This is a genomic window from Ochrobactrum chromiisoli, from assembly GCF_026241335.1.
Taxonomy (GTDB): Bacteria; Pseudomonadota; Alphaproteobacteria; order Rhizobiales; family Rhizobiaceae; genus Brucella; species Brucella chromiisoli.
On record NZ_JAPHAV010000015.1, the window covers coordinates 24,418 to 49,049 of the forward strand.

A 24,632-nucleotide genomic window follows, 5' to 3' on the forward strand; every position below is an offset into this window, starting at 1 on the left:
CAGACACAAGCGAGAAGGAATACTCTACCATGCATTACAGCAGCGGAAACTATGAAGCCTTCGTTCGTCCCCGCAAGCCCGAAGGCGCGGATAAGAAGACGGCCTGGTTTGTCGGTTCCGGTCTTGCCGGGCTTGCGGGGGCGGCCTTCCTGATCCGGGATGGTGGCATCGCCGGTGAGCGTATTACGATTCTTGAGGAACTTGATTTGCCCGGTGGCGCACTTGATGGGCTTGATGTACCCGAAAAGGGGTTCGTCATCCGCGGCGGTCGCGAGATGGAGGAACATTTCGAATGCCTTTGGGATCTCTTTCGTTCCATCCCGTCGCTGGAAATTGAAGATGCCAGCGTGCTTGATGAATTCTATAGGCTCAACAAGGACGATCCGAATTTTTCGCTGCAACGCGTTACCCAGAAACAGGGGCAGGATGTCCCCGACAAAGCACTGCTGACGCTCAACGACAGGGCACAGAGAGAGCTGATCTCGATCATTCTGGCGACGCGCGAAGAAGTAGAGAACAAGCGTATCAATGAAGTCTTGGGTGAAGATTTTCTCAAGAGCAATTTCTGGCTCTACTGGCGCACCATGTTCGCCTTTGAGGAATGGCATTCAGCGCTGGAAATGAAGCTTTATCTGCACCGTTTCATCCATCACATTGGAAGTCTGTCAGACTTCTCCTCCCTTAAATTCAATCGCTACAACCAATATGAATCCATGGTTCTGCCACTGGTGAAGTGGCTGACGGATCAGGGCGTCAGATTTCGCTATGGCGTTGAGGTCACGGATGTCGATTTCGACATTCAGCCGGACCGCAAACAGGCAACGCGGATCCACTGGATCGAAAAGGGTGTTGAAGGCGGTGTTGATCTTGGGGCTGACGATCTCGTTTTCATCACCATCGGCTCGCTGACGGAGAATTCCGATGATGGGGATCACAAGACCCCGGCGAAGTTGAACGAGGGGCCAGCTCCGGCCTGGGACCTCTGGCGCCGCATAGCGGCCAAGGATTCCGCCTTCGGACGCCCGGATGTGTTTGGGGCCCATATCCCCGAAACCAAATGGGCCTCGGCGACAGTCACCACGCTGGATAAACGCATTCCTGAATATATTGCGAAGATCGCCAAGCGCGATCCGTTCAGCGGCAAGGTCGTGACGGCTGGCATCGTGACCGTCAAGGATTCCAGTTGGTTGATGAGTTGGACCGTGAGCCGTCAGCCGCATTTCAAAAAACAACCCAGGGATCAGATTGTTGCTTGGGTCTATGCGTTGTTTGTTGATCGGCCCGGTGATTATGTGAAAAAGCCGATGCAGGAATGTACGGGTGAAGAAATTACCCAGGAATGGCTCTATCACCTCGGTGTGCCGGTCGAGGATATCCCGGAACTGGCTGCAACAGGTGCACGGACTGTGCCGGTGATGATGCCTTATATCACCGCGTTCTTTATGCCACGTCAGGCCGGAGACCGGCCGGATGTGGTGCCGCAGGGGGCGGTCAACTTCGCATTCATCGGTCAGTTTGCTGAATCAAAGCAGCGGGACTGCGTTTTCACGACGGAATATTCCGTGCGCACCCCCATGGAGGCAGTCTATACATTGCTCAATGTCGAACGTGGTGTGCCTGAGGTCTTTAACTCGACTTATGATATTCGCACGCTGCTCGCCGCGATTGGTCCTCTCAGAGACGGCAAACCGGTCGGTATTCCCGGTCCTGAATTTCTCCGAAAGCTATTGATAAAAAAGCTCGACTCTACCGAGATTGGGGCATTGCTGAGAGAGTTTCACCTGATTTCAACCGAATAATCTCCACCCACCGCGCCGATCATGCGGTGGGTGAGAATGCCAATCTTCGAGCAGGGGTGCACTTCCATAAAACCTGGCATGTGAACGTGTTCACATGCCCCTTTTACTTGAAGCATTGCTTCACCGATTCTCGTTTCACGCCGACAGGACTTATGTCCTATCTGCCTGCTTTTACGCATTATCCTCCGTAAAAGCGCGAAACGGTTTTGCTGGAAGTGTCCTAATCTTCGTCAACAACACGAAGATGCAGCTGACTGCCAGAGTTCTCTGCTGAGCGTGTCGGGTTGCGCGGTGTTTCTTCAGCCGGTGCCGGACCAAATTCAAGCGCTTCAATCTTTGCACCGCGCTTGGTGACTTTATTGGAAGACACCAGAATGTCATCAATATCCTTGTTGGCCTGCAAGAAATGGGTTTGCAGCTTGCGCACACGCTCATCAAGGCGACCCACATCTTCCATCAGGCGGATCACTTCACCCTGAATGACATGCGCCTGTTCGCGCATACGGGCATCTTTTAAGATCGCCTGAATAACCTGAATGGACAGCATCAGGAGCGATGGCGAGACAATGACGATCCGCGCCCGGTGCGCGCGCTGGATCAGCGCTTCAAAATGCTCATGAATATCGGCAAAAATGGATTCCGATGGGACAAACAGGAAAGCCGTGTCCTGTGTTTCGCCGGTAATCAGATATTTGTCGGAAACATCCTTGATATGCACTTCCATATCGCGGCGGAACTGTGCAACGGCTGTCTTGCGTGCTTCCGGCGCTTCCGTTTCGCGCATGGAATTCCATGCCTCAAGCGGGAATTTCGCGTCGATGACCAGTGATGGCGCGTTGTTTGGCATTTTAACAAGGCAATCGGGGCGCGTGCCATTGGACAGTGTCGCCTGAAACTCATAAGCGCCCTGCGGCAGACCATCGGCAATGATCGCTTCCATGCGCGACTGGCCAAAGGCACCGCGCGTCTGCTTGTTGGCAAGGATTGCCTGCAACTGCACGACCTGACCGGCAAGCGACTGGATATTGTTCTGCGCCGTGTCGATAACCGCCAGACGCTCCTGCAACTTTGCGAGGTTTTCATGGGTCGAACGGGTTTGCTCGGTCATGGTCTGGCCGATGCGATGGGTCATGCCATCGAGCCGTTCGCGTATTGACTGATTGAGCTCGGCCTGCCGTGAGCCAAAAACTTCGGCCATGGTCTGCATGCGACCCTGCATTTCAGATTGTGCCTTCAAAATCTCCGCCATGCGATATTCCGCATCGCGCGCACGGTCCTCAGCCTGCGCTTCCGCAACAGCTCTGAGACGCGCAGAACGCGCTGCCGCAATGAGAAAAATAGCGAGGCAAATGACCAGCACAACAATGCCCGCAAGGAGAATATTTCCCAGCGTGAAAGAGGTTGCACCAAGCTGCAAAAGCGGTTCGTTCAAGAGATTCTGGTTTTCCATTGCACAAGCTTAACTGATTCGTGTCGTCTTGATGAGATCAAAACAAGAACATTTTGCAAGTTACAATTGACGATTCTTGCGCAAGCGATTACGTGAAGCGCATGTCTATTAAACCGCTCATCATCCTTCCCGATCCCGTCCTGCGCCAGCTTTCCAAGCCTGTCGAGCGCTTTGACGATCAGTTGCGCAAATTTGCCGGCGACATGCTCGACACGATGTATGACGCGCCGGGCATTGGCCTTGCCGCCATTCAGGTGGGCGAACCTCTGCAGATGCTTGTCATTGATCTTGCCAAGGAAGACGAGCCCAAGGCGCCGCATGTCTTCATCAATCCGGAGATTGTCGCCTCATCAGACGAACGCAGCGTCTATGAAGAAGGCTGTCTTTCGATCCCGGATTATTATGCGGAGGTCGAGCGGCCTGCGAGTATCACGGTCAATTATTTCGATGCGGACGGCAAGGAAAAGTCGATAGAAGCCGATGGGCTGATGGCGACCTGTTTGCAGCATGAAATCGACCATCTCAATGGCATACTGTTTATCGATCATATCTCCAAGCTCAAGCGCGATATGGTCATCAAGAAGTTCAAGAAGCTCGCCAGCCAGCGCGCGTCAAACAGGGCTTTGTGATGCGGATTATCTTTATGGGGACGCCGGATTTCTCCGTGCCAATCCTCACAGCCATCATCGGACAGGGCTATGATGTCGTTGCGGTTTATTCGCAGCTACCGCGTCCGGCTGGCCGTCGCGGACTGGAACTGACAAAGTCGCCGGTGCATGAAAAGGCCGAGGAATTCGGCATTCCGGTCTTCACGCCGAAAAGCCTGAAAGGCGCGGAAGAGCAAGACGTCTTTGCGAGCCTTGAAGCGGATGTGGCAATCGTCGTGGCCTATGGCCTGCTGCTGCCGCAGGCCATTCTCGATGCGCCGCGCCTTGGATGTTACAATGGTCATGCCTCGCTTCTGCCGCGCTGGCGCGGGGCTGCTCCCATTCAGCGCGCCATCATGTCGGGCGACACTGAAACCGGCATGATGATCATGAAAATGGACGCGGGGCTTGATACCGGTCCTATCGCCATGGCCGAAAAAGTTGCGATCACGCCGGACATGACAGCTGGTGAGCTGCATGATCGTCTCAGCATGATCGGTGCCGATCTGATGGTGCGTGCGCTTGGTGCGCTTGAGCGCGAAAGTCTCACTCTTCAGCCGCAGGCTGAGGATGGTGTGACCTATGCCGCCAAGATCGATAAGGCCGAGGCGCGTATCGACTGGTCGAAGCCTGCGAAGGACGTTCACAACACGATCCGCGGCATCTCACCATTTCCGGGCGCCTGGTGCGAGATGGAAATCAACGGCGCGGTTGAACGTGTCAAACTCCAGCGCTCTACATTGGGCGAGGGAAGCGGCGCTCCGGGCACTGTACTTGACGATCGCCTGACGATCGCGTGCGGCGAGGGTGCTGTGCGGCTCGTCACGCTACAACGTTCAGGCGGTAAGCCTTTGCCTGCGCAGGAGTTTTTGCGTGGTGCAACAGTGACGAAGGTTCTCTGAGCGGTGCCTCGTTACAAGATCACTGTCGAATATGACGGCACGCCTTATGTCGGCTGGCAGCGGCAGGAAAATGGCCATGCTGTTCAGAACGCAATTGAGCAGGCGTTTAAAAAGTTCTGCGGCGAAGATCTCACGTTGAGCGCGGCAGGCCGCACTGATGCAGGCGTTCATGCGAGCGCGCAGGTCATTCATGTCGATCTGACAAAAGATTGGGGTGCTGCGAAAGTGCGCGATGCGCTCAATGCGCATCTGGTGATGGCTGATGAACGCATCAGCATTCTCAATGTCGAGAAGACGACGGATGCCTTTGACGCGCGTTTTTCGGCGCGTGCCCGGCACTATCTTTATCGCATTCACAATCGTCGTGCGCCGCTGGCGATTGATTATCAGCGCGTTTGGTGGGTGCAGAAACGCCTTGACCACGAAGCGATGCATGAGGCTGCCAAGCGGCTTCTGGGCGAACATGATTTTACGACATTTCGCGCAACGCAATGTCAGGCAAAAAGCCCGATCAAAACGCTTGACCGGCTCGATGTCACGCGCAATGGCGATTATGTCGAAATGCGCGTTTCAGCGCGTTCGTTCCTGCATAATCAGGTGCGCTCCTTTGCGGGAAGCCTGATGGAAGTGGGGGTTGGCCGCTGGACGGCTGATGATTTGCAGGCCGCACTCGAGGCCAAAGATCGCAAAGCCTGCGGTCAGGTTGCGCCGCCTTATGGTCTCTATCTGATTGGCGTTGATTACCCGTTTCCGTTTTAAAAACTGTTCGCGCCAATTCCGATGCCAAAAAGCTGTTGCAGGAACACTGTGATAAACAGTGAGCCGAAGAACATGCAGGCAAAGAACGGGGCCACATAAGCGTGTGGGCGTTGCAGCACGATAAAGGTCAGCCGGTAGCTCAGGATGATTGAGATGGTGAAGAGCACCAGCGCAAACAGTGTCGCGATATCAAGAAAACCCGGAAAGAACAGCTGCAGCAGTGTGATTGGCGCAAAAAGCCATGCGAGAAAGGCGCTGCCCCAATTGATGGCGATTACATAGGCTGCATAGCGCTTTGCAATGCCAATCCGTTTGGCAAGCATCCCGACGATTGCGAGTGGGATGACCCATGCGGCAACATCCACAAATGCGGCGCGCATGACGATGGCAAGGCGTATGCCTGCCTCATCGCTCCCTGCGGTCAGATCCGCCGCATAGGCAACCCATGTTGCTAAAAGCGGCGGAAGAGCGACGACAATCGCATAGAAAGATGTCCAGAAATCTTCTGCGGAGATGTCGAGATATGCGAGGCCGTCCTTGCGGCCAAGCATCATCTTCCAGACGCCCGTGAAATATCTGAAAACATCATCCAGACTGGGCATGGCGTTCCTCTAGCCAAAAAAATCAGCGATGAATCGTTCGTAAATCTGTGTGAGACCTTCAAGATCAGACAAGGCGACACGTTCGTCAACCATGTGCATGGTCTGTCCGACAAGCCCGAATTCAACCACCGGACAATAATCCTTGATGAAACGCGCGTCCGATGTGCCGCCTGACGTGGAAAGCGCCGGGCGCTTGCCGGTGACCGCTTCCACAGAAGCGGTCAGTGTGCCGATCAGCTTTTCGTCGCGGGTGAGAAACACGTGGCTCGGGTTCTCGCGCCATGTCAGCTCATACTTGATTGGGGCTTCCCGGCCCGGACGCAGACGGTCGTTGCGCGAAGCCTTTTCAAGGCGCGAGATGATCTCGGCCTTCAGGCTGTCTGCGGTCCATGAATCGTTGAAGCGGATATTGAAGGAAGCGGTTGCCTTGTTGGCGATGACGTTGGTTGCCGTGTTGCCCACATCAACCGTTGTCACTTCCATGTTGCTGGCCTGAAAATCAGCCGTGCCTTCATCGAAAGCCGGATAAAGCAGGCCGTCGATCAGCGTGGTGACGCCACGAACCGGATTTTCTGCCAGATGCGGATAAGCAGCGTGACCCTGCACGCCATGCACTGTGATTGTGCCGGAGATCGAGCCGCGACGCCCGATCTTGATCATGTCGCCGAGGGTGTTCGGGTTGGTTGGTTCGCCAACAAGGGAAGCGTCCCAGGTTTCACCCCTGTCCTTGGCCCATTGCAGCAGCTTTTCGGTGCCGTTAACGGCCGGTCCTTCTTCATCACCTGTGATGAGGAAGGAGATGCTGCCCTTGAGGCTGTCATGCTTTTCAATATGGCGCGCAACAGCAGCCACAAAGCAGGCGATGCCGCCCTTCATATCGACTGCGCCACGGCCATACATGATGCCGTCTTCGATCGCGGCAGAGAAAGGCGGGTGTTTCCAGTCGCTCTCATTGCCCGGAGGCACGACATCGGTGTGGCCTGCAAACATTAGATGAGCGCCATTTCCGGATTTGCGCGCATAAAGGTTTTCAATGTCCGGCGTGTCTTCGTCCGTGAAGACCGGGCGCTGAATGGAAAAGCCCATTGGCTCAAGCATCGCTTCTAAGGCCGTCAGCGCGCCACCTTCAGCGGGCGTTACGGACGGGCAGCGGAGGAGAGCGGCGAGGTTATCGGCGGGATTGGTAGGAAGGCTCATGATGTCGATGCTTTGTTCCGGGAATCGTATGGGCCTGAGATTAGATCGGGAAGCTTTCAGATGAAATAGCAATCGCCTCTTTCGATAAACAAGTTCGAGGGTGTGTAAAAATCGCAGCTTTTCTCAGGCCGTTGCAATTTGCGAATGAAATTTCCTTGACCAGAGGGGCTTTGTCATCGTTAGTTAAAAAAAGGTTGATAGCGAGATCCAGAAAATGGGCCGGTCAACTGGGGAATTGTCACTTGAAATTGTTTCTGGCGACATTTTAAAAATGGGAATCTGCCATGCGTTTACTGGTTTGTGCATCAGCAGCTATAATTTTCGGAGCGTCACTTTTACCGGCCAAAGCTGCGCAATGGAGTGAAGCCGGTGGACTGACCAGCATTCCCTATGGGCATCTTGATTATTGCAAGCGTAACCCGCGTGATTGCGGTTCACATCATGTGCAGGCTCCTATGAAGCTGACACCTGATCGCATGAAGATGCTGCAAGCCGTCAACGCATCCGTTAATGCTGCCATCAAGCCGGTTTCCGATCAGGATAATTACGGTAAGCGCGATTACTGGACTATTCCGAAGAATGGCAAGGGTGATTGTGAAGACTATGTGCTTTTAAAGCGTGCCAAGCTTTTGGCAAAGGGTATCAGCGCGTCGCAGCTTCTGATTACCATGGTTCAGGGCAGCGAGGCGCATATTGTGCTGAGCGTGCGCACGGATCATGGCGACTTTATTCTCGACAATATGCGCTCGGAAGTGCTGCCGCTGGAGAAGACATCATATCGCTATATCAAGATGCAGTCGCCGGGCAATTCCGGTCAATGGGTGTCGATTGCAGGCCGAGGTATGACGGTTGCTAATAATTGATATGGGGTGGCTGCCTTTGCAAAAGGCAGTTATCTTTTGAAGAAAATGGACAGGGTCGCATTGTGCGGCCCTATTATTTTTCCGGTTGGGTGCGTGCGGATAAAGCATTCAAACGCTGTCAAAACTGATTTGCGGATCATGTCGAGGATGAAATGTTCAGCTACCAAATTGTCGCCAATGAGCTTTATTGTTCGATATTAATATACAGTGATTGCAAACAGACTGTTCAGGAAAAATGAACAAAAATACCCTTATAACAGTTGCGTGAATGCTGATATATGATTTAAATAATTGTTTGTAAAGAGTATTTTTCAACAAACCGGTTGGTTGTGAAAAAATTGTTTGCACGAATGTGTGATTAAGAAAACATTTTTGTGACTGGAACTTTCTCCCACTGTCACCCATTTGAGGTGCATCAGGACGATGCGCAGAACGTCGTCATGTGACTAAGGAGATAGAAAATGAATAAGTTTGTTCTTGCTGCTGCTGCGCTTGCTCTGAGCGCCGGTGCTGCTTTTGCTGAAAACCCACATGTTGGTGAACCAGCTGATCTTTATGCAAATGACCGTACGCCAGTGGCAACACAGGGTGTTGATTACTCGGCCCCTGCGTCGATCAATTCGACCTATAAGGATGGTTCTGCAAACCGCTTCGGTGATGCATCGCCATCAAGCTACCAGAACTAAGCATTTGATCAAAAATCTGGTTATGGGGCTTCGATTTTATCGTGTCATAGCCAGTCGACCACATCGTGAGTACGCCCTCCCAAGGTGCTCATAGATTGATCAAGAAGACAGAGAATTTAACACATCTCCCCGGAGGATGGCTGCTTGCCATCCTGACGTCCCCGAAAGGAAAGGCGAATTGCCATCCGATGGGGGGATAGAAGGACTATGAAAATGAAGAAGTTCGTTCTTGCTGCAGCCGCTCTTGCTCTGAGCGCCGGTGCCGCTTTCGCTGAAAACCCAAATGTTGGTATACCAGCTGATCTTTATGCAAATGATCGTACGCCAGTGGCAACACAGGGCGTCGATTACACCGCTCCTGCTTCCATTCACACGCAGACCTATAGCGATGGTTCCGCACATCGTTTTGGTGATGCATCGCCATCAAGCTACCAGAACTAAATTTGAGAGCTTGTTTGCGGACTGCCTTGTCAATTTTATCAAGGCGGCCCGCATCAAATACTGTCCGTAAATATTGCTGTTACTGAATATATGTTTTTTAAAAGTATAGTAATTTAATTGATTAAATATATCTGAATTTTTTACTTAAAAGGTTTGAAAAATGAAAAAAATTTCGATTGCTATCCTCACCCTAACGTTGAGCGCGGGAGCTGCTTACGCTGAAAATCCTTTCGTTGGTGAACCGCCCGCTATGGCCGCCCAGGATAAATTAAACATTCTCCCTGGCAATCCATCCATTTCCGCCATGAAGAGGGATGTGGATTATACTGCACCTGCATCCATTAATAGTGGAAACCATAACCCCAGCCGCGCGAACCGCCTCCATCGTCACGATGGATCAGCGCATCGGTTTGGCGATGCTTCACCTGCAAGCTATCCGCAAGGGGACTGGCATTGAGGTATTCCTGATTGAGCGTTTGCCTTTGCCTGCATTGGCAGTCGTCGAAGTGCTTTCGGATTATTCTTAAAAAAAGGCGAAGCTTTCGGGCTTCGCCTTTTTGGTTTGGTCATGCGGACAAATTAGTCGCGCAGCAATTCATTGATCGAGGTCTTGGAGCGGGTCTTTTCATCGACGCGTTTGACGATCACGGCGCAATAAAGGCTTGGCCCCCAGTTTTCGCCCGGGACGTTTTTGCCGGGCATGGTGCCAGCAACAACGACCGAATATGGTGGGACTTCGCCGTAGAAGACTTCGCCTGTCGCACGGTCGACGATCTTGGTCGACTTACCAATAAACACACCCATGCCGAGCACGGCACCTTCGCGAACGATACAGCCTTCGACGACTTCCGAACGCGCACCAATGAAGCAGTTGTCTTCGATGATGGTCGGGCCTGCCTGCATTGGTTCCAGAACGCCGCCAATGCCGACGCCGCCGGAAAGATGCACGTTCTTGCCGATCTGTGCACAGGAGCCCACAGTTGCCCAGGTGTCGACCATCGTTCCTTCATCGACATAAGCGCCGAGGTTGACGAAAGACGGCATCAGAATCGCGTTGGGCGCGATGTAAGCAGAATGACGGACAACGCAGTTTGGAACAGCGCGGAAACCGGCCTTTTCGAATTCATTGGCTGTCCAGCCGTCGAACTTGGAAGGAACCTTGTCCCACCAGGAAGACTGGCCGGGGCCACCCTTGATGACTTCCATCGGGTTGAGACGGAAAGAAAGCAGGACGGCTTTCTTGAGCCACTGATTAACCTGCCAGTTGCCGTCCGCCTGTTTTTCTGCCACACGCGCTTCACCGCGATCAAGCATAAGCAGCGACTGCTCAACAGCATCGCGCACTTCGCCGCGTGTTGTCGTGTTAATGCCATCGCGCTCGTCAAAAGCCTTTTCGATGACCTTTTCAAGGGAGGCGAAATCTGGCTTGGTCATATGGCGGTCTCCATAAAATGGCAGGATAAGCGGCTGCCGTCTTTTGGTCGGCAGTTGTCACAGAAGTGATTAAGCGAAGGGAACATATGGGTCAATCGCGATATTGTGGGAAATAACTGAACGCGGTTGGGCCAGATTAAGAATTTAGCGCCCAAATTGATGCTAAGGCATCAATACGCATTGAAATTGAAGGAGCAGGCAAGCATGAACCCAATGGAGAAGTCCGGCTGGACGCCTTTCCCCAATTCTGAGGAAGCCGTTAAACAGGCGCGCACTGTGCCTCAGACACCTCAGACCGAAGCTCCGGCATATCGTCTTGCCTTTATGGACGATGACTTCATGACCCGACGCGACATGCGTCCGGTCCGGCTTCAGCTTGAGCTTCTTAAACCAGAGCTGATCCTTGCAGATCGTGGCATCAAGTCTACGGTTGTCATGTTCGGCGGCGCACGTATTCCGGAGCCGGGCGGTCAAGCCTGGGCTGCGAAGAACGAAGTGCAGAAAAAAAACCTTGAGGCCAATGCGCGCTATTATGAAGAAGCGCGCAAATTTGCCCGCATCTGCTCGGAATATTCGGCAACCACCTATTATCGTGAATTCATCATTGTCACAGGCGGCGGTCCGGGCGTGATGGAGGCTGGCAACCGCGGTGCCGCCGATGTTGGTGCGCCGACCATTGGCCTTAATATCGTGTTGCCGCATGAGCAGGCACCAAACGCGTATGTAACGCCAGAACTCTGCTTCAACTTCCATTATTTTGCGCTGCGCAAAATGCATTTTCTGATGCGTGCAAAGGCCGTCTGCGTCTTCCCCGGCGGCTTCGGTACGATGGATGAACTCTTTGAAGCGATGACGCTGATTCAGACAGACCGTATGGAGCGTATGCCGCTCATCCTGTTTGGTAAAGATTTCTGGAGCAAGGCGATCAATATCGAGTTTCTGGCAGAGCAAGGCACAATTTCGCCTGCGGATATTGAGCTGCTGACTTTTGTTGAGACTGCGGACGAAGCATGGGATGAGATCAAAAAATTCTACAATCTCTGAATAAGAATGTAGAAGCCCGGCTGTTATCAGCCGGGCTTTTTTATCGCTCTGCAATAATGGTTTGTAGAAACTGGGTCAGATTGTCGGTGACATAATCGACCTGATCGGTGAATTCTGGATCGCTTTCCCATATTTCGGAGAATGTGGGTTCAAAATTGTTTGGAACCACCAGCACGGTTTTCATGCCCAATGTTTTTGGCACAACAAGATTGCGCGCCAGATCTTCGAACATCACAGCCTTTTGTGCATCAACGCCGAATGCTCCAAGAAAACGATCATAAGTGACGCGCTCTGGTTTGGGCGTCAGGCCTGCTGCAACGATGTCGAAAATATCGTCGAAATCATCGAGAATACCGAGCTGTTGTGCTGCACGTTCTGCATGGCCGCGATCACCATTGGTGAAGATGAAACGGCGGCCGGGGAGGGCGCGAATGGCTTCCCCCAGTGCCGGGTCCGGTTTCAACCATGTGTAATCAATGTCGTGGACCTTTTTGAGAAAGTCGTCGGGATCAATCTGATGGCATTCCATCAGGCCTTTCAGCGTGGTGCCATATTCCAGATAAAACTGCTTCTGAATCTTGCGCGCTTCCTCACGCGGCAATTTCAGGAGGGTCTCGACATAGCTCGTCATCCGCACGTCGATCTGCGAAAACAGATCGGTTGCATGCGGATAGAGCGTATTGTCGAGATCGAATATCCAGTCAGTGACATGGGCAAAGGCTGGAGTGTCGGGTTGGTTGGTCATGGTTTTATTACGGCACGATCAGCGTGCCGGCGCCATGCTCGGTGAAAAGTTCGAGCAGGACCGCATGCGGTGTCTTGCCATTGAGAATGACCACGCCCTCAACGCCGCGACGGATCGCATCGATACAGGTTTCAACCTTCGGAATCATGCCGCCGGAAATCGTGCCGTCTTTGATCAGCGCCTGTGCATCGGCGACGGATAATTCCTTGATCAGGTTCTTATCCTTGTCGAGAACGCCCGGAACATCCGTCAGGAACAGAAGGCGTGTTGCAGCCAGCGCGCCAGCAATAGCGCCTGCAAATGTATCGGCATTGATGTTGTAGGTGTGACCATCGCGACCCGGAGCCACAGGCGCAATAACCGGGATCATTTCGGAGCGCGCCAAAAGATCGAGAAGTGTGCGGTCAACTTCGGCGGGTTCGCCGACAAAGCCCAGATCAAGCACTTTTTCAATGTTGGAATCCGGGTCGAGCACTGTCTTGTGCGCTTTTTGCGCAAAAACCAAATTACCGTCTTTGCCACAAAGACCAATAGCCCATTCACCTTCAGCGTTAATGAGGGCGACAATTTCCTTGTTGATGGAACCGGCCAGAACCATTTCCACCACTTCAACCGTCTTTTCATCGGTGACGCGAAGGCCGCCTTCAAAGCGCGATTCGATGCCGAGCTTGGTCAGCATGGCCTGAATCTGCGGACCACCGCCATGAACAACGATCGGATTGATGCCTGATTGTTTTAAAAGCGCTATGTCGCGGGCGAAGGCTTTGCCCAGCTCCGGGTTGCCCATAGCGTGGCCGCCATATTTGACGACGACATTCTTGTTTTCATAGCGCTGCATATAGGGCAGGGCTGCGGACAGGAGTTGCGCTTGCATTTCAGGATTTTCAAGAGTCGTCATCGCGGTTTCCATGGCTGGCGACAGAGGCAAGAGAGGCAGGCTTTTCTAAGCAATATGCGGTGCGGTGTAAAACGGTTTTCCGTTTTTTGTTCGCGATAATTTGAATGCGTTGCGAAAGATCGCCGCATTAAAATCTTTTGTGAGCGTTAGAAGATTGCTCATTTGCATATTCTTGAATGGAATAATTTTATGCGACGCGTATTTTTTACGTCTTTGATTTTGCTGGCGGGTATCAGTGCTTCGCAGGCGGCATCGACCACAGAAACGATCATCATGCTGCGCCATGGCGAAAAGCCGGAGCAGGGCCTTGGACAACTCAATTGTCAGGGGCTTAACCGGTCGCTGAAACTGCCTGCGGTGATCGCGCAAAAATTTGGCAAGCCGGATGTGATTTTTGCGCCCGACCCTGCACAGATGAAGGAGGATAAGGGCGTAAGCTACGCTTATAATCGTCCGCTCGCCACGATTGAGCCGACAGCGATCGCCTTTGGAATGCCTGTAGACACGCGTTTTGGCTATCAGGATATCAGAGCGTTGCAGAAAGTGCTTGAGCAGCCAGAATATGCTGGCAAGACGGTGCTGATCAGCTGGGAGCACAAGCAGATCGCCAAGCTTGCCGAAGGGCTTTTAACGGATAACGGGGGCGACAAAACCATCGTTCCCAAGTGGCGTGGCGATGATTTTGACAGCATTTATGTTCTTCACATCATGCGCGATGGTGCGAACACCACCATGCGATTTGAGCGGCTTAATCAGGGGCTAAACCATCAGCCCACTGTGTGCCCCAGTTAGAGCGCATACGCAAAAGTAGAAACCGGTTATTGGAGCAAGATGCGTGCCGTTGCGAAGCTCTTACGTGCTTCGCGGGCATTTGCCGTCACTTATTGCTTTGCGACGAGCGCAATGGCTGCGCGCAACTCATCAAGGCCCAAGCCTTTTTCAGATGAGGTTGTGATGATGCCGGGGAAGCATGCCGCACGCTTTTTCGTGAGTGCGTTGGTTTCTTCGATCAGGCGTGGAATGCCTGCGGCCTTGATCTTGTCGATCTTGGTCAGGACGATCTGATAAGAAACGGCAGCCTTGTCGAGCAGATCGAGCACTTCGGCGTCGTTTTTCTTGATGCCGTGGCGCGAGTCAATGAGCACATAAACGCGCTTCAAGGTGGTGCGTCCACGCAGATAGTCGAATACGAGACGCGTCCAAGCATCGACATGGGATTTTGGCGCTTCCGCAAAACCATAGCCCGGCATGTCGACCAGAGCGAGCGGTGGCAGATCACCATTCTCGCCGGAATAACCATCGGGAACGAAATAGTTGAGTTCCTGTGTGCGGCCCGGCGTGTTGGATGTACGGGCAAGGCCCTTTTTGCCAACAAGCGCATTGATCAGCGATGATTTGCCAACATTGGAACGACCTGCAAAGGCAATTTCAACCGGACCTTCCGGTGGCAGGAATTTCATCGAAGGCACACCACGAATGAAGATCCACGATTTTTTGAAGAGCAGGCGCCCTTCTTCGACCAAAGCTGCGTGTGCTGCGCGGGCTGCATCTGCTGCTAACTGGGCGGCTGCCTGCTTTTTATCCTGATCGCTCAATGTGGTCTTCCTGATACGTGTCTTTTATTAAGTACACGCATCAATGCTATGCGCTGCATTGTCAACCGCTGAGCATGATGGAGCACAAAAAAAGCCCGATCTTACGACCGGGCTTTTGTCTTTTTACTTTTTCGCCTCTTTTGGCTTTCGCTTGAAGAGGGCTTTGATATTGTCGAAGAGTTCGATCTTTACCCCCTGACGCTTCATGATGAAGCCCTGCTGGAGGATCGACAATGTGTTGTTCCATGCCCAGTAGATCACAAGTCCGGCCGGGAACGATGCCAGCATGAACGTGAAGATGATTGGCATCCAGGTGAAGATCATCGCCTGTGTTGGATCTGGAGGCGTTGGGTTCATGCGCATCTGAAGGAACATGGTGATGCCCATAATGATTGGCCAGACGCCGATCATCAGGAAGGCTGGCACTGCATAAGGCAACAGACCAAACAGATTGAAGATCGATGTTGGATCTGGTGCCGCAAGGTCGTGAATCCAGCCAAAGAACGGCGCATGGCGCATTTCAATGGTGACGTAGAGAACCTTATAGAGCGCAAAAAACACCGGAATCTGAACCAGCACCGGCCAGCAACCTGCAAGCGGATTAATCTTCTCCTGCTTGTAAAGCTGCATCATTTCCTGCTGCTGCTTCATCTTGTCATCCGCATATTTTTCGCGGATTTCCGTCATTTTAGGCTGCACCAGCTTCATGCGTGCCATCGACTTGTACGACTTGTTGGCAAGCGGGAAGAAAAGACCCTTGAGCAGAACAGTGACAACCAGAATGGCGACGCCGAAATTGCCGGAGAACTTGTAAATCCAGTCGATGAGGTAGAACATCGGCTTGGTGATGAAGTAGAACCAGCCCCAGTCGATCAGCAGCTCGAACTGCTTGATACCAAGCTTTGTTTCGTAGTTCTGGATTTCCTGAACCACTTTCGCACCAGCGAAAACATGGTTCTTGATCGTCTGCGACTGACCGGCATCAATCGTGATTGGTGCGCCAAGAAGATCGGACTGATAACGCGGACGTCCATCGGTAAAGTGCGAGAAACGCGCGGTGAATTTTTCATTCTGAGGTGGAACGAGCGTCGCCGCCCAGTATTTGTCGGTGATACCGACCCAGCCGCCAGTGACATCCTTGAACGAAATGTCCTTGTCGTCTTCAACCTTGGAATATTTGATTTCCTGCAAGCCGTCCTGGCCCATGACGCCGATCAGGCCTTCATGGAGAACATAGGTTGCGCTTGCGTGCTCAGGCTGGTTGAAGCGGGTGACGCGACCATAGGAGGCCAGCGAAACCGGCGCGCCTGCGTTGTTTGTGATCGTGTCATCAACCTCGAACATATAGGCATCATCGACTGAGATGACGCGCTTGAAGGTGATGTTCTTGTCGTTGGTGTAAGTCAGTGTAACCGGCGACGATGGCGTCAGCTTGTTGTTGCCTTCAACCGTCCAGACAGTATTGGGGCCGGGAACAGTTCCGGTTGTCTCATTGCCTGTGAAGCCGAGCTCGACGAAATAGCCCTGCTTCAGTGCAGATGGCGCAAGCAGTTCGATTTCAGGTGAATCTGGATTGACCGTTTCACGATATTTCTTGAGATAGAGATCATCAAGACGTGCACCGGTCAGGTTGATCGAACCGCGCAGGGAGGGCGTATCGATGTCAACGCGTTGCGACTGCGCAACAGCAGCTTCACGGGTGAGTGTTCCAGCTGCGGCTGCACCATCGCTATGACCCGGAACTGTGCCGGAAGCTGTATTGGGCAACTGCGGGGTATCGCCAGCTGCACCACTTTGGGTTGCCTGCTGGGTCTGGCGCTGTTGCTCTTCAATACGTGTTTGCTCCCGCTGGGCTTCCGATTTCGGGCCCAGATAAAACACTTGCCACAGAGTCAATACAAGGATGGACAGGGCAATGGTGATGAAGAAATTACGATTATTTTCCATTGACGGGTCCTGATTCCGGTCTTTCCGTTCGGCGTTTCTTTTCACTCCGCCGTCCATCCGTCGCTTTTATGCGTTTGGAGAGTTCTGCGGTGAGCTGCGAAAAGGGCGCAGTGAGTGCTTGCTCGCGTGCTACGATCACATAGTCTGTAGAAGGCGCCATGTCACTCCCTACGTGACAACGAACCGCTTCTCTTAACCTGCGACGGATACGATTTCGTACCACTGCATTGCCGTTTTTCTTGGTGACGGTGAAGCCTGCGCGGGGTTTTTCGCCGATTTTCGCGGCTTTAGATTCTTCTTCAGACCGTTCCCGGACCTCCAAAAGAAACAGTGGACCACGCCGTTTTTCACCATTCCTGACAGACAAAAACTCCGCTCTCTTGCGAAGGCGGAGTATTTGTTTCTGCTTTTTCATATCTTTATTCACCGCGCTGGTCGCGCGGGGAAAGATTAAGCGGAAAGCCGCTTGCGGCCGCGCGAACGGCGAGCGGCAAGAACCTTACGTCCTGCAGCAGTTGCCATGCGTGCACGGAAACCGTGACGACGCTTGCGGACGATGTTTGATGGCTGGAAAGTGCGCTTCATTTATTTAATACCGCGGTGTGCGGCCCTTCTTGGTTCTGTCTATTGAACAGGAGCTGGTTCTTAACCCAAAAGGAAGACAGCGAAAGCCATCCATTAACCCCCATGGGCGAACGTGCTGCGGCTTATAGGGAAAGGTGCCTGAAGAGTCAATCGTCCGGCAAGAAATCTCAAGCGTATCAGCAGTTCAGCATTGCCAAAGCGGGCGGAGGCTTTCATAAGGATGCGCAACATTTTTACATGCGGGTCAATTCCGCAGCAGTCATGAGAGGAGTTCACCATGAGCATCCGTCGTATCGAAGTCGGACCACGCATGAGCCAGGCCGTTGTTCACGGCAATACCGTTTATCTCGCTGGGCAGGTTGGAAATCCGGGCGAAAGCGTGACCGATCAGACCAAGGCTGTTCTGGCTGAAGTTGACCGTCTTCTCGCGGCCGCAGGTTCGGACAAGTCGAAGATTCTTCAGGCCATCATCTGGCTTGCAGACATGAAGGATTTTGGCGAAATGAACGCGGTTTGGGATAGCTGGGTCGACAAGGCCAACACGCCAGCCCGCGCGACCGGTGAAGCAGCACTTGCAACGCCTGATTACAAGGTCGAAATCATCATTACGGCTGCAATCTGATAGATTGCAATTTGCTGATTGATTTAAAACCCTGCGCGAGCGGGGTTTTTTATTTGCGTATGCGCTCTGAATAGTTTTCGCGGCCGCCTGCCTGTGCCTTTGCATCAATCGATGCACGCTCCCTTATCTGTTCTATCGTGCCCTGATCCTTGAGCCAGCCATGCTCGTGAAGATAATCCGGCAGATATCCAGACAGAAGAATGCGGTAATCGAATGGAATGCCCGGATCGAGCACGCGCACCATCTGGAAAATGATGGTCGTGCAGTTCGTAACCACAGTGTTGTAGAATCTGGGTTGTTGGGCCAGATCGTTGGCGCGTTCTACATAGGAGAGAAACAGTTCTTTTGCCGCTGCCGGTGACAGATCGATCTGATAGCGATAGACGTCTTCGTCGCGCGCATTGGTGCGCAGGAAAATAATGTCGCTTTCTTCGGCAGCGATCATTGCAAGTTCAAACTCTCGGAAGAAACCACCGATCGCCGAATAGACTTCGTGGTGCTCTTTGCGGATTTCGCCGGAGAAGACAACGTGGCGTCCATCTTCAAAGCCGAACGACAAAAGGGTGTGCGCAATTGCCGGGCCTGTCCAGTAGGACAGATATGCATCCACGGAGCTTATTTTGTCGAGGTCGTAGGTTTCGTCTTTCCAGTTTGGTGTGAAATCGTCTGTTGTCCGCCAGTCGAAATCACGCACATTGAAAAGCGTGACCTGATTGCCATCAATTTTACCGGTGACAGTGCGGGCGACATCAGGCGCCCAGATGCGGTCAAGCGAGGGGCGGATGGTGGCCCACCAACCCAGAAACACAAGTGCGAGCAGACAGAAAAGCAGCCGTTTGCGGCGGCAAAAGAATTGCCGCTCGCCTGCAATCACCCAAAGCGCAATGGCAATCCAGGCTGTAATGATTGAGCCGCGCACAGCGTTGCCAAAGGGCAGCTGAAACCACATCCCGAAGCTTGACCAGATTGTAAAGATTATAACGAATAGGATGAAGACGAATTTGCCTGCGAAGCGTAAGGACTTGGATTTTACTTTAGAAGACATGGACATCTCATATTCGTCGGCAGCTTCGTTTATCAAAACTGTGGCGATACTGGCATGATTTGCATTGTTATGTCATTGCCAATCCTTTGTTGCGGGCAATTTATCCGCCAGATTAAAACTTGCAGAAAAAAACAGCAGCGCGCTTATTTCTTGAGTATTGCCGCTGTCTGTTGTGAGCGCTTTATTTGTTTGGTCGGTTTGGTAAAGGGACGTGCCACACGCCATAGCAGAAGTACTGCGACAATTGCTGCATAGATGATTGGCTCTGCGGGCCAGCTTTTGACGGACATGAGGAAATGGAGCGCGCCACCGGCAAAAGCTATATAGACCAGTTTGTGCAATGTGACCCAGCGCCGACCGAGCTTGCGGATTGACCACATGTTGGAGGTGAGCGCCAGCGGTATCAAAAGCACAAAGCTGATCATGCCAATGGTGATGAAGGGGCGGCGGATAATATCGGCAATAACCACCTGAATATTGAGAGCCTGATCCAGAACCATATAGACGGCCATATGCATCAGCACATAATAAAAGGCGAGCAATCCGAGTGCCCGGCGATAGCGTAAAAAGCTGATGCCTGTCAGGTCACGGATGGGTGTGACAAGCAGCGTCAGAATCAGAAAGCGGAGCGCCCAAAGCCCAAGCATATGCTCGAAGCTTTTGACAGGATCAGCGCCAAGTTGATTGCTTGCACCTAAATAAAACGCCCAGACAGCCGGAACGAACCCGAGGCCATAAAGGCCCCATATTTTCAATTCTGTGATGCGCGCCGATCTGGCTTTTGTGGGTGCCATGTCAGTAGTTTTTCCGCAGATCCATGCCATCGTAAAGCGAAGCAACCTCTTCGGCATAGCCATTGAAGGGCAGGGTGGGGCGTCGGCTGGAGCCAAAGAAACTGCCTTCGCCGATACGCCGCTCTGTTGCCTGTGACCAGCGGGGATGATCCACATCAGGGTTCACATTGGCATAGAAGCCATATTCATTGGCGGCCTGCTGCTGCCATGATGTCGGCGGTTGTTTTTCAACAAAGCTGATTTTGGTGATCGATTTGATGCCCTTGAAACCGTATTTCCATGGCACGACGAGACGAACGGGCGCGCCATTGGCGTTGGGGAGCGTTTCGCCATAAAGGCCGACAGAGAGGATCGTGAGCGGGTGCATGGCTTCATCAAGGCGCAGGCCTTCGACGTAAGGCCAGTTCAAAACCTGAAACAGTCCTGTCTGGCCGGGCATTTCTTCCGGGCGGACCACGCCCGTAAAGGCGATGTATTTTGCAGAACCCAATGGCTCGACCTGCGCGAGCAGGCTTGCCAGCGGAAAGCCAATCCAAGGAATGACCATGGACCAAGCTTCAACGCAACGCATCCGGTAGATGCGCTCTTCAAGCGGCATTTTGGCGATCAGTTCCTGCATGTCGAATTCTTTGGGCTGTTTAACCAAACCATCGACTTTCAATCGCCACGGCAGTGGTTTGAAATTGCCGGAATTGGCGGAAGGGTCGCTCTTGTCTGTGCCAAATTCGTAGAAATTATTGTAGGTTGTAACGGCCTCTTTGGGTGTCAATTTTTCATCGACCTTATAGACGGAAGCCGCTGCCTTTAATGGGTCCGCGAAAGCCGCTGAAGCCAAGCCTGTTGCAGCAAGAGCGCCTGCGCCGATTAACAATTCTCGCCGGCGCAGATAGATATTCTTTGGCGTCACTTCGCTTGAACCAAGATGGGCAGACGAATAACGGCCGGGTTTAAAACTGCTCATAATGAAATCCTTGTTGTCAGGATAATTCGCAGACGTCGTGAGCCTTTCATGCTTTGATGAAAGCACAGGAAAGGCTCCAACGGTTTCATTGTCGCATTTTCCACGCAAAAGGCGCACGCATTTTTGTTTGTGATGCTTATTGTTACGCTAAACACGTCAAAAACATGGATTTTTTATACCCCTTTTTTAGCTCGCAGTTTTTTGATGATGATGCATGTGTAACACGAATGTGACAATCGGTAATTTTCCGTGTTTTTGTCACAATCTTGCTTAATCAATGTTGTTAAGGAGCTGCTATGCAGAACTGGCAGAGGGTGTAACGCACTCGGGTGGAGCTGTCTTAAAACCTTCGTTAACATATCAGTGGCAAGTTGAGCTTATGGTAAAGAAGACGTTTATAGCTGCCATGATGATGGCGCTTACAGCAACAACAGGGACCGCCCTTGCTGAAGGGTTGCCCAAGCCGATTAAGGTTGTGAGCAAGTCCCAGAGCTTGGCTGTCAGGGGCATTCCCGCCTCGATGAAAAATGAAATTGGCACTCCCCAGCTTGGTGAGGGCGTAACGATGCGCGATAAAAAGATGGACGCTGAAACAACTCCCGAACATAATTTTTCGCGTAGCAAGCGCTTCATTTATCGCTTCTACAAGCCTGAGATTGTCTCCAATGAGCTGGTTATTCTGCTGCATGGTTCGGGCGGCAATGAAGCAAGTCTTGTGCCGATGGCTTCCAAAATCTGGCCACGTGCAACGCTTCTGGGTATTCGCGGACGTGTCATGCAGGATGGCGGCACGCGCTGGTACAAGCGCCTTACACCGGTCAAGTTTGACCAAAAAGATGTGAAACTTGAAGCCAATGCATTCGTGACCTTCCTTTCGCGTCTTGCCGACGAAAAAGAGCTGGATCTGCCGCATGCGACTTTTGTTGGTTACTCCAACGGGGCCAATCTTCTGGCTGCAACGATGATGCTGCACCCGGATCTGGTGAAGCGCGCTGTGCTGATGCGGTCAATGCCGGTTCTCGACAATGTGCCGGTTGCCAATCTTAGCAAAGCGCGTGTGCTGACGATTACAGGTCAGGAAGACAAGCTTTATTCGCCATTTGCGCCGGCGCTGTCAGCGTTGTTGCGCTCTGGCGGTGCGAAGGTTGATGCCCGTACAATCGAGGCTGATCATATGCTTGGTGAAAAAGATGCGGCTGCAATCAGTCAATGGGTTGCGTCGCTGGGTCCGGACGGTGGGTCAACCGTTACGATGAAAGCGAAGTAATAACAAAAGGCCCCAATCGGGGCCTCTTGTTGAACGACGTTGTTCAGGTGGTTGTTATATCTATCACGCCACAATCGCCCGTTTCAGAGCCGAATGCCAGACGGCTGCCCTGATTGTCCCAGCCCATGCTGGTGATGGCACCTTTGCCACCACGACGCAGCAATACTTCCTTCTGATCTTCAAACCGCACCAGAAGAATCATGCCATCATTATAACCGATGGCTGCAATGTCTTCGATCGGGTGACAGGCAACAGCCGTGACCATGCTGTCGCCGCGCAGGCCAAGTTCCAGCGGAGCCTTGCCCATCGGGCCGTCTTTGCCGGCAAAAGGCCAGACGATTGCAGCCGGTGCACCGGAGGTGGCAAGCCATTTGCCCTTCACGCTCCATGACCAGTCCTTGACCTTGGCCGGATAGCCGGTCATGCGCATGTGCCGGCTGTCTTCCAGACGCCAGCCATGCAGTGCATTTTCCTGCATCGATGTAATCAGGAAGCGGCCGTCTGGCGAGAAAATCACGTCGATATGGGCGCCTTTCCACTCAAGTTCGACAGGTTTTGCTTCTGTGCCGGTCCAGATCAAGGTTGCACCATTGTAGCGTGCGATTGCCAGACGCTGACCTTTTGGCGCAAAAGCAATGCCTTCGACACTGCGTTCCTGCACAAACTCCTGCACTTTGCCATTGGATGGGCGCACCCATGCCGAGCGGCCAGAGGCAAAAGCCACGGTTCCGCTGGGGCCGCTTGCAACTGCGGTCATCCACTTGCGTGGCACTTTTGCAAGTTCCGTGACCGTACCATCCGATGCGGTCTGGCAAACGCGGCCATCTTCACCGCCTGTTAGCAGCGCTTTGCCATCAAAGGTCAGCGTTGCACTGAGAAGGCCGTCATGAGCGGTGCTGGTTTGGTGGCCATTGTCCAGCCGGTGGACAGTGCCATCGGCCAGAGCAAAGAAGGGAGTGCCGCTGATAAAGCGTGCATAAAGGCAATGACCATCAAGGTCGAGCGGGGCAACTGTAGGCATCAGAGTCCAATTTTACTGAGATTGGCAGTTTTCAAAACCGGCTTTGAGCGCAGCTGCATCGAGCTGACGTCCGATGAAGACGAGACGGCTTTCATGCTTTTCTTCCGGTTTCCATGCGCGCTGGTGATCACCTTCGATGATCATATGGACGCCCTGAACCACGTAGCGGTCCGGATCATCCTTGAACGCGATAATACCCTTGAGACGCAGAATGTTTGGACCCTGTGTCTGTGTGATATTCTGAATCCAGGGGAAGAACTTCGCCGGGTCAATCTCACCCGCACGCAGCGATACGGATGTGACTGTTACATCATGGATCGGCGATGCATGGTGATGATCGTGATCATGGTGGTGGTGATGGTCATGCCCGTGATCATGCCCGTGATCATGATTGCAGTCTGGGCCGCAGGTATGGTCATGGTCGTGACCATGATGGTGGTGATGTTCATGGCCGTGATCGTGATCGCAATCAGGGCCGCAAACGTGATCCGGGTGGTCGTGATCAAGGAAGTGCGGATCGTTTTCAAGCGCACGTTTGAGATCGAAAGCGCCGCGATCAAGCACGCGGTCCAGCGCGATTGCAGAGCGTTCGGTCCGATGAATGATCGCGTGCGGATTGATCGCGCGGACAGTGGCTTCAACCGCGGCCAGTTCTTCCGGCGTGACCAGATCGGTCTTGTTGATCAGAACAACATCGGCAAATGCAATCTGGTCTTCTGCTTCGCGGCTGTCTTTGAGGCGCAGGGGCAGGTGCTTTGCATCAACCAGAGCGACAACGGCATCAAGAACGGTTTTGGCGCGGACATCGTCGTCCATGAAGAAAGTCTGCGCGACAGGAACTGGATCGGCAAGGCCGGTTGTTTCAACGATAATCGCATCAAAACGGCCCGGACGGCGCATCAGGCCTTGCACAACGCGAATCAAATCGCCGCGCACGGTGCAGCAGATGCAGCCATTGTTCATTTCATAGATTTCTTCGTCCGACTCAACGATCAGATCATTGTCGATGCCGATTTCGCCGAATTCGTTGACGATAACCGCATAGCGCTTGCCGTGATTTTCGGTGAGGATGCGGTTGAGAAGCGTCGTTTTACCCGAACCCAGATATCCGGTCAGAACGGTAACGGGAATACGCCCAGCTTCTTTGCCAGCGTCTGTGATCGACTTGTCCTGAGTTTGGGCTTCAGCCTGGCTCATTGTTCATGCCTCTTGAAGTTGCTGCCTTCGGGTGCGCGCACATGAACGCTGCCGAGGCTTCAGATCGGTTATTTCATATAAGGGAAGGTACGGCTGAATGCTATATGCAACGCTATAATATTACATGGCTT

At 52.8% G+C, this 24,632-nt stretch carries 27 protein-coding genes; 12 read left to right on the forward strand and 15 right to left on the reverse strand.

Annotation, left to right across the window (positions count from 1 at the left end):
• Positions 1–29 precede the first annotated feature (29 nt).
• Complete coding sequence (locus tag OPR82_RS19155) at positions 30–1,799, forward strand: oleate hydratase (RefSeq protein ID WP_265986490.1); 1,770 nt, start codon at positions 30–32, stop codon at positions 1,797–1,799.
• 220 nt (positions 1,800–2,019) lie between these two features.
• Here OPR82_RS19155 and OPR82_RS19160 read toward each other — a convergent pair whose 3' ends face one another.
• Complete coding sequence (locus OPR82_RS19160) at positions 2,020–3,249, reverse strand: DNA recombination protein RmuC (RefSeq protein ID WP_265986491.1); 1,230 nt, start codon at positions 3,247–3,249, stop codon at positions 2,020–2,022.
• Positions 3,250–3,350: 101 nt separating this feature from the next.
• On the opposite strand from OPR82_RS19160, the gene def reads away from it, so the two are divergent.
• From def to truA, 3 genes are read left to right on the forward strand one after another with little or no spacing between them, the layout of a single operon-like run.
• Positions 3,351–3,878: a peptide deformylase gene (gene def, locus OPR82_RS19165; RefSeq protein ID WP_265986492.1), complete on the forward strand. Its 528-nt coding sequence runs from the start codon at positions 3,351–3,353 to the stop codon at positions 3,876–3,878.
• Entirely contained in the window at positions 3,878–4,798 is a 921-nt protein-coding gene (fmt, locus tag OPR82_RS19170; protein WP_265986493.1) for a methionyl-tRNA formyltransferase, read from the forward strand. The genes def and fmt overlap by 1 nt, the downstream gene beginning before the upstream one ends.
• 3 nt (positions 4,799–4,801) lie before the next feature.
• The gene (truA, locus tag OPR82_RS19175; protein WP_265986494.1) at positions 4,802–5,557 is read left to right on the forward strand and encodes a tRNA pseudouridine(38-40) synthase TruA; all 756 of its coding nucleotides are present in this window, start codon (positions 4,802–4,804) and stop codon (positions 5,555–5,557) included.
• Here the strand turns inward: truA and OPR82_RS19180 are convergent.
• Both OPR82_RS19180 and dapE read right to left on the reverse strand, forming a co-directional pair.
• Positions 5,554–6,159, reverse strand: a complete 606-nt coding sequence (locus OPR82_RS19180; protein WP_265986495.1) for a hypothetical protein — start codon at positions 6,157–6,159, stop codon at positions 5,554–5,556. The genes truA and OPR82_RS19180 overlap by 4 nt on opposite strands.
• A 9-nt stretch (positions 6,160–6,168) precedes the next feature.
• Entirely contained in the window at positions 6,169–7,356 is a 1,188-nt protein-coding gene (gene dapE, locus OPR82_RS19185; RefSeq protein ID WP_265986496.1) for a succinyl-diaminopimelate desuccinylase, read from the reverse strand.
• 284 nt (positions 7,357–7,640) lie between these two features.
• Between dapE and OPR82_RS19190 the strand changes: the two genes are divergently transcribed.
• The 4 genes from OPR82_RS19190 to OPR82_RS19205 all read left to right on the forward strand — a co-directional run bounded on the left by OPR82_RS19190 (position 7,641) and on the right by OPR82_RS19205 (position 9,803).
• Positions 7,641–8,219: a transglutaminase-like cysteine peptidase gene (locus OPR82_RS19190; protein ID WP_265986497.1), complete on the forward strand. Its 579-nt coding sequence runs from the start codon at positions 7,641–7,643 to the stop codon at positions 8,217–8,219.
• Between the two features lie 461 nt (positions 8,220–8,680).
• Positions 8,681–8,905, forward strand: a complete 225-nt coding sequence (locus tag OPR82_RS19195) for a hypothetical protein (RefSeq protein ID WP_265986498.1) — start codon at positions 8,681–8,683, stop codon at positions 8,903–8,905.
• A gap of 213 nt (positions 8,906–9,118) precedes the next feature.
• A complete protein-coding gene (locus OPR82_RS19200) occupies positions 9,119–9,346 on the forward strand; it encodes a hypothetical protein (RefSeq protein ID WP_265986499.1) in 228 nt (75 codons plus the stop codon).
• Between the two features lie 160 nt (positions 9,347–9,506).
• Positions 9,507–9,803 (forward strand): hypothetical protein, encoded by a 297-nt coding sequence (locus tag OPR82_RS19205; protein WP_265986500.1) that lies wholly within the window; start codon positions 9,507–9,509, stop codon positions 9,801–9,803.
• Positions 9,804–9,925: 122 nt separating this feature from the next.
• Here OPR82_RS19205 and dapD read toward each other — a convergent pair whose 3' ends face one another.
• Positions 9,926–10,780, reverse strand: a complete 855-nt coding sequence (gene dapD / locus OPR82_RS19210; protein ID WP_265986501.1) for a 2,3,4,5-tetrahydropyridine-2,6-dicarboxylate N-succinyltransferase — start codon at positions 10,778–10,780, stop codon at positions 9,926–9,928.
• 204 nt (positions 10,781–10,984) lie between these two features.
• On the opposite strand from dapD, the gene OPR82_RS19215 reads away from it, so the two are divergent.
• Complete coding sequence (locus OPR82_RS19215) at positions 10,985–11,824, forward strand: LOG family protein (protein ID WP_265986502.1); 840 nt, start codon at positions 10,985–10,987, stop codon at positions 11,822–11,824.
• Positions 11,825–11,864: 40 nt separating this feature from the next.
• On the opposite strand, the gene OPR82_RS19220 is transcribed toward OPR82_RS19215, so the two are convergent.
• The gene (locus tag OPR82_RS19220) at positions 11,865–12,569 is read right to left on the reverse strand and encodes a pyrimidine 5'-nucleotidase (RefSeq protein WP_265986503.1); all 705 of its coding nucleotides are present in this window, start codon (positions 12,567–12,569) and stop codon (positions 11,865–11,867) included.
• Positions 12,570–12,576: 7 nt separating this feature from the next.
• Positions 12,577–13,467, reverse strand: coding sequence for an acetylglutamate kinase (argB, locus tag OPR82_RS19225; RefSeq protein WP_265986504.1), 891 nt, complete (start codon positions 13,465–13,467; stop codon positions 12,577–12,579).
• A 189-nt stretch (positions 13,468–13,656) separates the two neighbouring features.
• Here argB and OPR82_RS19230 point away from each other — a divergent pair, with 189 nt between their 5' ends.
• Complete coding sequence (locus tag OPR82_RS19230; RefSeq protein ID WP_265986505.1) at positions 13,657–14,259, forward strand: hypothetical protein; 603 nt, start codon at positions 13,657–13,659, stop codon at positions 14,257–14,259.
• Between the two features lie 89 nt (positions 14,260–14,348).
• On the opposite strand, the gene yihA is transcribed toward OPR82_RS19230, so the two are convergent.
• From yihA to rpmH, 4 genes are all read right to left on the reverse strand, one after another.
• The gene (gene yihA / locus OPR82_RS19235; RefSeq protein ID WP_323054572.1) at positions 14,349–15,062 is read right to left on the reverse strand and encodes a ribosome biogenesis GTP-binding protein YihA/YsxC; all 714 of its coding nucleotides are present in this window, start codon (positions 15,060–15,062) and stop codon (positions 14,349–14,351) included.
• Between the two features lie 123 nt (positions 15,063–15,185).
• Positions 15,186–17,009, reverse strand: coding sequence for a membrane protein insertase YidC (yidC, locus tag OPR82_RS19240; RefSeq protein WP_265986506.1), 1,824 nt, complete (start codon positions 17,007–17,009; stop codon positions 15,186–15,188).
• The gene (gene rnpA / locus OPR82_RS19245) at positions 16,999–17,424 is read right to left on the reverse strand and encodes a ribonuclease P protein component (RefSeq protein ID WP_265986507.1); all 426 of its coding nucleotides are present in this window, start codon (positions 17,422–17,424) and stop codon (positions 16,999–17,001) included. The genes yidC and rnpA overlap by 11 nt, the downstream gene beginning before the upstream one ends.
• Positions 17,425–17,459: 35 nt before the next feature.
• The gene (gene rpmH / locus OPR82_RS19250) at positions 17,460–17,594 is read right to left on the reverse strand and encodes a 50S ribosomal protein L34 (RefSeq protein WP_265986508.1); all 135 of its coding nucleotides are present in this window, start codon (positions 17,592–17,594) and stop codon (positions 17,460–17,462) included.
• A gap of 277 nt (positions 17,595–17,871) precedes the next feature.
• Between rpmH and OPR82_RS19255 the strand changes: the two genes are divergently transcribed.
• A complete protein-coding gene (locus OPR82_RS19255; RefSeq protein ID WP_265986509.1) occupies positions 17,872–18,216 on the forward strand; it encodes a RidA family protein in 345 nt (114 codons plus the stop codon).
• 49 nt (positions 18,217–18,265) lie between these two features.
• Here the strand turns inward: OPR82_RS19255 and OPR82_RS19260 are convergent, their stop codons facing one another.
• From OPR82_RS19260 to msrP, 3 genes are all read right to left on the reverse strand, one after another.
• Entirely contained in the window at positions 18,266–19,261 is a 996-nt protein-coding gene (locus OPR82_RS19260; protein ID WP_265986510.1) for an Lnb N-terminal periplasmic domain-containing protein, read from the reverse strand.
• A 143-nt stretch (positions 19,262–19,404) separates the two neighbouring features.
• Entirely contained in the window at positions 19,405–20,055 is a 651-nt protein-coding gene (msrQ, locus tag OPR82_RS19265) for a protein-methionine-sulfoxide reductase heme-binding subunit MsrQ (RefSeq protein WP_265986511.1), read from the reverse strand.
• 1 nt (position 20,056) lies between these two features.
• Positions 20,057–21,016 (reverse strand): protein-methionine-sulfoxide reductase catalytic subunit MsrP, encoded by a 960-nt coding sequence (gene msrP, locus OPR82_RS19270; RefSeq protein WP_265986512.1) that lies wholly within the window; start codon positions 21,014–21,016, stop codon positions 20,057–20,059.
• A gap of 379 nt (positions 21,017–21,395) precedes the next feature.
• On the opposite strand from msrP, the gene OPR82_RS19275 reads away from it, so the two are divergent.
• A complete protein-coding gene (locus OPR82_RS19275; protein ID WP_265986513.1) occupies positions 21,396–22,283 on the forward strand; it encodes an alpha/beta hydrolase in 888 nt (295 codons plus the stop codon).
• A gap of 43 nt (positions 22,284–22,326) precedes the next feature.
• On the opposite strand, the gene OPR82_RS19280 is transcribed toward OPR82_RS19275, so the two are convergent.
• Both OPR82_RS19280 and OPR82_RS19285 read right to left on the reverse strand, forming a co-directional pair.
• Complete coding sequence (locus OPR82_RS19280; protein WP_265986514.1) at positions 22,327–23,304, reverse strand: WD40 repeat domain-containing protein; 978 nt, start codon at positions 23,302–23,304, stop codon at positions 22,327–22,329.
• Between the two features lie 12 nt (positions 23,305–23,316).
• Positions 23,317–24,501, reverse strand: coding sequence for a CobW family GTP-binding protein (locus tag OPR82_RS19285; RefSeq protein ID WP_265986515.1), 1,185 nt, complete (start codon positions 24,499–24,501; stop codon positions 23,317–23,319).
• Positions 24,502–24,632 lie beyond the last annotated feature (131 nt).

Coding starts and splice junctions, on each gene's coding strand:
- OPR82_RS19190 (WP_265986497.1), top strand. CDS start 7,641: ATGCGTTTACTGGTTTGTGCATCAGCAGCTATAATTTTCGGAGCGTCA.
- OPR82_RS19230 (WP_265986505.1), top strand. CDS start 13,657: ATGCGACGCGTATTTTTTACGTCTTTGATTTTGCTGGCGGGTATCAGT.
- dapD (WP_265986501.1), bottom strand. CDS start 10,780: ATGACCAAGCCAGATTTCGCCTCCCTTGAAAAGGTCATCGAAAAGGCT.
- yidC (WP_265986506.1), bottom strand. CDS start 17,009: ATGGAAAATAATCGTAATTTCTTCATCACCATTGCCCTGTCCATCCTT.
- OPR82_RS19180 (WP_265986495.1), bottom strand. CDS start 6,159: ATGCCCAGTCTGGATGATGTTTTCAGATATTTCACGGGCGTCTGGAAG.
- rpmH (WP_265986508.1), bottom strand. CDS start 17,594: ATGAAGCGCACTTTCCAGCCATCAAACATCGTCCGCAAGCGTCGTCAC.
- def (WP_265986492.1), top strand. CDS start 3,351: ATGTCTATTAAACCGCTCATCATCCTTCCCGATCCCGTCCTGCGCCAG.
- OPR82_RS19155 (WP_265986490.1), top strand. CDS start 30: ATGCATTACAGCAGCGGAAACTATGAAGCCTTCGTTCGTCCCCGCAAG.
- msrP (WP_265986512.1), bottom strand. CDS start 21,016: ATGAGCAGTTTTAAACCCGGCCGTTATTCGTCTGCCCATCTTGGTTCA.
- OPR82_RS19200 (WP_265986499.1), top strand. CDS start 9,119: ATGAAGAAGTTCGTTCTTGCTGCAGCCGCTCTTGCTCTGAGCGCCGGT.
- msrQ (WP_265986511.1), bottom strand. CDS start 20,055: ATGGCACCCACAAAAGCCAGATCGGCGCGCATCACAGAATTGAAAATA.
- OPR82_RS19285 (WP_265986515.1), bottom strand. CDS start 24,501: ATGAGCCAGGCTGAAGCCCAAACTCAGGACAAGTCGATCACAGACGCT.
- OPR82_RS19260 (WP_265986510.1), bottom strand. CDS start 19,261: ATGTCTTCTAAAGTAAAATCCAAGTCCTTACGCTTCGCAGGCAAATTC.
- OPR82_RS19160 (WP_265986491.1), bottom strand. CDS start 3,249: ATGGAAAACCAGAATCTCTTGAACGAACCGCTTTTGCAGCTTGGTGCA.
- fmt (WP_265986493.1), top strand. CDS start 3,878: ATGCGGATTATCTTTATGGGGACGCCGGATTTCTCCGTGCCAATCCTC.
- OPR82_RS19205 (WP_265986500.1), top strand. CDS start 9,507: ATGAAAAAAATTTCGATTGCTATCCTCACCCTAACGTTGAGCGCGGGA.
- OPR82_RS19215 (WP_265986502.1), top strand. CDS start 10,985: ATGAACCCAATGGAGAAGTCCGGCTGGACGCCTTTCCCCAATTCTGAG.
- rnpA (WP_265986507.1), bottom strand. CDS start 17,424: ATGAAAAAGCAGAAACAAATACTCCGCCTTCGCAAGAGAGCGGAGTTT.
- OPR82_RS19255 (WP_265986509.1), top strand. CDS start 17,872: ATGAGCATCCGTCGTATCGAAGTCGGACCACGCATGAGCCAGGCCGTT.
- OPR82_RS19275 (WP_265986513.1), top strand. CDS start 21,396: ATGGTAAAGAAGACGTTTATAGCTGCCATGATGATGGCGCTTACAGCA.
- OPR82_RS19220 (WP_265986503.1), bottom strand. CDS start 12,569: ATGACCAACCAACCCGACACTCCAGCCTTTGCCCATGTCACTGACTGG.
- argB (WP_265986504.1), bottom strand. CDS start 13,467: ATGACGACTCTTGAAAATCCTGAAATGCAAGCGCAACTCCTGTCCGCA.
- OPR82_RS19280 (WP_265986514.1), bottom strand. CDS start 23,304: ATGCCTACAGTTGCCCCGCTCGACCTTGATGGTCATTGCCTTTATGCA.
- dapE (WP_265986496.1), bottom strand. CDS start 7,356: ATGAGCCTTCCTACCAATCCCGCCGATAACCTCGCCGCTCTCCTCCGC.
- OPR82_RS19195 (WP_265986498.1), top strand. CDS start 8,681: ATGAATAAGTTTGTTCTTGCTGCTGCTGCGCTTGCTCTGAGCGCCGGT.